The following is a 5,873-nucleotide window of genomic DNA, read 5'->3' as shown; positions in this document are numbered from 1 at the left end:
AACGCTCTTTAACAAAACAGATTACCGATAAGTGTGAGTGCCTTGAGCCTCACACTGTTTAAAAGACAGACAAGATAATGTTTTAAACATTGTCCTGTCGGTTTCTTTGAAGCAGACCAGAAGTTAAAAAGTTAGAGATTGAACATAAGAGTTTGATCCTGGCTCAGATTGAACGCTGGCGGCATGCTTTACACATGCAAGTCGGACGGCAGCACAGAGAAGCTTGCTTCTTGGGTGGCGAGTGGCGAACGGGTGAGTAACATATCGGAACGTACCGAGTAGTGGGGGATAACTGATCGAAAGATCAGCTAATACCGCATACGTCTTGAGAGGGAAAGCAGGGGACCTTCGGGCCTTGCGCTATTCGAGCGGCCGATATCTGATTAGCTGGTTGGTGGGGTAAAGGCCTACCAAGGCGACGATCAGTAGCGGGTCTGAGAGGATGATCCGCCACACTGGGACTGAGACACGGCCCAGACTCCTACGGGAGGCAGCAGTGGGGAATTTTGGACAATGGGCGCAAGCCTGATCCAGCCATGCCGCGTGTCTGAAGAAGGCCTTCGGGTTGTAAAGGACTTTTGTCAGGGAAGAAAAGGCTGTTGCTAATATCAGCGGCTGATGACGGTACCTGAAGAATAAGCACCGGCTAACTACGTGCCAGCAGCCGCGGTAATACGTAGGGTGCGAGCGTTAATCGGAATTACTGGGCGTAAAGCGGGCGCAGACGGTTACTTAAGCAGGATGTGAAATCCCCGGGCTCAACCTGGGAACTGCGTTCTGAACTGGGTGACTAGAGTGTGTCAGAGGGAGGTAGAATTCCACGTGTAGCAGTGAAATGCGTAGAGATGTGGAGGAATACCGATGGCGAAGGCAGCCTCCTGGGATAACACTGACGTTCATGCCCGAAAGCGTGGGTAGCAAACAGGATTAGATACCCTGGTAGTCCACGCCCTAAACGATGTCAATTAGCTGTCGGGCAACCTGATTGCTTGGTAGCGTAGCTAACGCGTGAAATTGACCGCCTGGGGAGTACGGTCGCAAGATTAAAACTCAAAGGAATTGACGGGGACCCGCACAAGCGGTGGATGATGTGGATTAATTCGATGCAACGCGAAGAACCTTACCTGGTCTTGACATGTACGGAATCCTCCAGAGACGGAGGAGTGCCTTCGGGAGCCGTAACACAGGTGCTGCATGGCTGTCGTCAGCTCGTGTCGTGAGATGTTGGGTTAAGTCCCGCAACGAGCGCAACCCTTGTCATTAGTTGCCATCATTCGGTTGGGCACTCTAATGAGACTGCCGGTGACAAGCCGGAGGAAGGTGGGGATGACGTCAAGTCCTCATGGCCCTTATGACCAGGGCTTCACACGTCATACAATGGTCGGTACAGAGGGTAGCCAAGCCGCGAGGCGGAGCCAATCTCACAAAACCGATCGTAGTCCGGATTGCACTCTGCAACTCGAGTGCATGAAGTCGGAATCGCTAGTAATCGCAGGTCAGCATACTGCGGTGAATACGTTCCCGGGTCTTGTACACACCGCCCGTCACACCATGGGAGTGGGGGATACCAGAAGTAGGTAGGGTAACCGAAAGGAGCCCGCTTACCACGGTATGCTTCATGACTGGGGTGAAGTCGTAACAAGGTAGCCGTAGGGGAACCTGCGGCTGGATCACCTCCTTTCTAGAGAAAGAAGAGGTTTTAGGCATTCACACTTATCGGTAAACTGAAAAGATGCGGAAGAAGCTTGAGTGAAGGCAAGGTTCGCTTAAGAAGAGAATCCGGGTTTGTAGCTCAGCTGGTTAGAGCACACGCTTGATAAGCGTGGGGTCGGAGGTTCAAGTCCTCCCAGACCCACCAAGAACGGGGGGCATAGCTCAGTTGGTAGAGCACCTGCTTTGCAAGCAGGGGGTCATCGGTTCGATCCCGTTTGCCTCCACCAAAACTTTGCAAATCAAAGTAATCCTGTTGCTTTTATTTTATGTGTACTTTTATATTTTATAGCAACTTATTTTGATTTGCGGAGTAGAATAACGACGCATCGATCTTTAACAAATTGGAAAGCCGAAATCAACAAACAAATAAAAGTTGGTTTGCCGAATCGAAACCGGTTGCAACCGGTGTTGATTCCAAATGTCAAAACATGGAAAAGCAAACCGAAACAGTATTTGGGTGATGATTGTATCGACTTAATCCTGAAACACAAAAGGCAGGATTAAGACACAACAAAGCAGTAAGCTTTATCAAAGTAGGAATTTCAAGTTTACTTCCCTAGTCAACGGGTAGGTAAACGAAGTCAAAGAAGTTCTTGAAATGATAGAGTCAAGTGAATAAGTGCATCAGGTGGATGCCTTGGCGATGATAGGCGACGAAGGACGTGTAAGCCTGCGAAAAGCGCGGGGGAGCTGGCAATAAAGCTATGATCCCGCGATGTCCGAATGGGGAAACCCACTGCATTCTGTGCAGTATCCTAAGTTGAATACATAGACTTAGAGAAGCGAACCCGGAGAACTGAACCATCTAAGTACCCGGAGGAAAAGAAATCAACCGAGATTCCGCAAGTAGTGGCGAGCGAACGCGGAGGAGCCTGTACGTGATAACTGTCGAGATAGAAGAACAAGCTGGGAAGCTTGACCATAGTGGGTGATAGTCCCGTATTCGAAATCTCAACAGTGGTACTAAGCGTACGAAAAGTAGGGCGGGACACGTGAAATCCTGTCTGAATATGGGGGGACCATCCTCCAAGGCTAAATACTCATCATCGACCGATAGTGAACCAGTACCGTGAGGGAAAGGCGAAAAGAACCCCGGGAGGGGAGTGAAATAGAACCTGAAACCTGATGCATACAAACAGTGGGAGCACCCTAGTGGTGTGACTGCGTACCTTTTGTATAATGGGTCAACGACTTACATTCAGTAGCGAGCTTAACCGAATAGGGGAGGCGTAGGGAAACCGAGTCTTAATAGGGCGAACAGTTGCTGGGTGTAGACCCGAAACCGAGTGATCTATCCATGGCCAGGTTGAAGGTGCCGTAACAGGTACTGGAGGACCGAACCCACGCATGTTGCAAAATGCGGGGATGAGCTGTGGATAGGGGTGAAAGGCTAAACAAACTCGGAGATAGCTGGTTCTCCCCGAAAACTATTTAGGTAGTGCCTCGAGCAAGACACTGATGGGGGTAAAGCACTGTTATGGCTAGGGGGTTATTGCAACTTACCAACCCATGGCAAACTCAGAATACCATCAAGTGGTTCCTCGGGAGACAGACAGCGGGTGCTAACGTCCGTTGTCAAGAGGGAAACAACCCAGACCGCCAGCTAAGGTCCCAAATGATAGATTAAGTGGTAAACGAAGTGGGAAGGCCCAGACAGCCAGGATGTTGGCTTAGAAGCAGCCATCATTTAAAGAAAGCGTAATAGCTCACTGGTCGAGTCGTCCTGCGCGGAAGATGTAACGGGGCTCAAATCTATAACCGAAGCTGCGGATGCCGGTTTACCGGCATGGTAGGGGAGCGTTCTGTAGGCCGATGAAGGTGCATTGTAAAGTGTGCTGGAGGTATCAGAAGTGCGAATGTTGACATGAGTAGCGATAAAGCGGGTGAAAAGCCCGTTCGCCGAAAGCCCAAGGTTTCCTACGCAACGTTCATCGGCGTAGGGTGAGTCGGCCCCTAAGGCGAGGCAGAAATGCGTAGTCGATGGGAAACAGGTTAATATTCCTGTACTTGATTCAAATGCGATGTGGGGACGGAGAAGGTTAGGTTGGCAAGCTGTTGGAATAGCTTGTTTAAGCCGGTAGGTGGAAGACTTAGGCAAATCCGGGTCTTCTTAACACCGAGAAGTGACGACGAGTGTCTACGGACACGAAGTAACCGATACCACGCTTCCAGGAAAAGCCACTAAGCTTCAGTTTGAATCGAACCGTACCGCAAACCGACACAGGTGGGCAGGATGAGAATTCTAAGGCGCTTGAGAGAACTCGGGAGAAGGAACTCGGCAAATTGATACCGTAACTTCGGGAGAAGGTATGCCCTCTAAGGTTAAGGACTTGCTCCGTAAGCCCAGGAGGGTCGCAGAGAATAGGTGGCTGCGACTGTTTATTAAAAACACAGCACTCTGCTAACACGAAAGTGGACGTATAGGGTGTGACGCCTGCCCGGTGCTGGAAGGTTAATTGAAGATGTGAGAGCATCGGATCGAAGCCCCAGTAAACGGCGGCCGTAACTATAACGGTCCTAAGGTAGCGAAATTCCTTGTCGGGTAAGTTCCGACCCGCACGAATGGCGTAACGATGGCCACACTGTCTCCTCCCGAGACTCAGCGAAGTTGAAGTGGTTGTGAAGATGCAATCTACCCGCTGCTAGACGGAAAGACCCCGTGAACCTTTACTGTAGCTTTGCATTGGACTTTGAAGTCACTTGTGTAGGATAGGTGGGAGGCTTAGAAGCAGAGACGCCAGTCTCTGTGGAGCCGTCCTTGAAATACCACCCTGGTGTCTTTGAGGTTCTAACCCAGACCCGTAATCCGGGTCGGGGACCGTGCATGGTAGGCAGTTTGACTGGGGCGGTCTCCTCCCAAAGAGTAACGGAGGAGTTCGAAGGTTACCTAGGTCCGGTCGGAAATCGGACTGATAGTGCAATGGCAAAAGGTAGCTTAACTGCGAGACCGACAAGTCGAGCAGGTGCGAAAGCAGGACATAGTGATCCGGTGGTTCTGTATGGAAGGGCCATCGCTCAACGGATAAAAGGTACTCCGGGGATAACAGGCTGATTCCGCCCAAGAGTTCATATCGACGGCGGAGTTTGGCACCTCGATGTCGGCTCATCACATCCTGGGGCTGTAGTCGGTCCCAAGGGTATGGCTGTTCGCCATTTAAAGTGGTACGTGAGCTGGGTTTAAAACGTCGTGAGACAGTTTGGTCCCTATCTGCAGTGGGCGTTGGAAGTTTGACGGGGGCTGCTCCTAGTACGAGAGGACCGGAGTGGACGAACCTCTGGTGTACCGGTTGTAACGCCAGTTGCATAGCCGGGTAGCTAAGTTCGGAAGAGATAAGCGCTGAAAGCATCTAAGCGCGAAACTCGCCTGAAGATGAGACTTCCCCTGCGGTTTAACCGCACTAAAGGGTCGTTCGAGACCAGGACGTTGATAGGTGGGGTGTGGAAGCGCGGTAACGCGTGAAGCTAACCCATACTAATTGCCCGTGAGGCTTGACTCTATCATTTGAAGGACTTCAAATGAAAAGCTTACTGACTGATTCAGTCATTACCGAATATATTGATTAAGGCTTTACCGATTTGTAACAGTTTAAGTTTGGCGGCCATAGCGAGTTGGTCCCACGCCTTCCCATCCCGAACAGGACCGTGAAACGACTCAGCGCCGATGATAGTGTGGTTCTTCCATGCGAAAGTAGGTCACTGCCAAACACCCTTTCAGAAAACCCCCGATTATTCGGGGGTTTTTGCCTTACCCGCAAAGCGGGTCGGGAAATGCGGGCTTCGGGCGGATGCGGGGCTTGAAGCGTCCGGGTATTCATTTTAAAATGACAAACCTTATCGTCCGCAGGATGCGGTTTTATTGTTTGCAACCCTTAAAGGAAAAACCATGAAGAAAATGTTCGTGCTGTTCTGTATGCTGTTCTCCTGCGCCTTCTCCCTTGCGGCGGTAAACATCAATGCCGCTTCGCCGCAGGAGTTGGAGGCGCTGCCGGGCATAGGTCCGGCGAAGGCGAAGGCCATTGCGGAATACCGCGCGCAAAACGGTGCGTTCAAGTCTGTGGACGAGTTGACGAAGGTGAAGGGCATCGGCCCGGCGGTGCTGGCGAAGCTGAAGGACCAGGCTTCGGTCGGCGCGCCCGCACCCAAAGCCCCCGCCAAACCGG

The 5,873-nt window shown here is 51.3% G+C and carries 2 tRNA genes, 3 rRNA genes and 1 pseudogene; all 6 read left to right on the top strand.

The annotated features are described in order from the left end of the window. Positions 1 to 140: 140 nt before the first annotated feature. Positions 141 to 1,681 (top strand): 16S ribosomal RNA (locus tag DBY86_RS12615). 100 nt (positions 1,682 to 1,781) lie between these two features. After that, positions 1,782 to 1,858: transfer RNA gene (locus DBY86_RS12610), tRNA-Ile, on the top strand. A 6-nt stretch (positions 1,859 to 1,864) separates the two neighbouring features. Next, positions 1,865 to 1,940 (top strand) — tRNA-Ala (locus DBY86_RS12605). 378 nt (positions 1,941 to 2,318) lie between these two features. Further along, positions 2,319 to 5,210: ribosomal RNA gene (locus DBY86_RS12600) — 23S ribosomal RNA — on the top strand. Between the two features lie 94 nt (positions 5,211 to 5,304). Further along, a 5S ribosomal RNA gene (gene rrf / locus DBY86_RS12595) occupies positions 5,305 to 5,418 on the top strand. The 16S, 23S and 5S rRNA genes sit together here with 2 tRNA genes alongside, the layout of an rRNA operon. An 80-nt stretch (positions 5,419 to 5,498) precedes the next feature. Next, positions 5,499 to 5,873, top strand: a pseudogene (locus DBY86_RS12590) (helix-hairpin-helix domain-containing protein); the annotation flags it as partial.

It is taken from the genome of Neisseria bergeri (assembly GCA_003044455.1).
Classification (GTDB): domain Bacteria; phylum Pseudomonadota; class Gammaproteobacteria; order Burkholderiales; family Neisseriaceae; genus Neisseria; species Neisseria bergeri.
The sequence above is the reverse complement of the archived record's forward strand: the minus strand, read 5'-3'. Positions and strand labels throughout refer to the sequence as shown.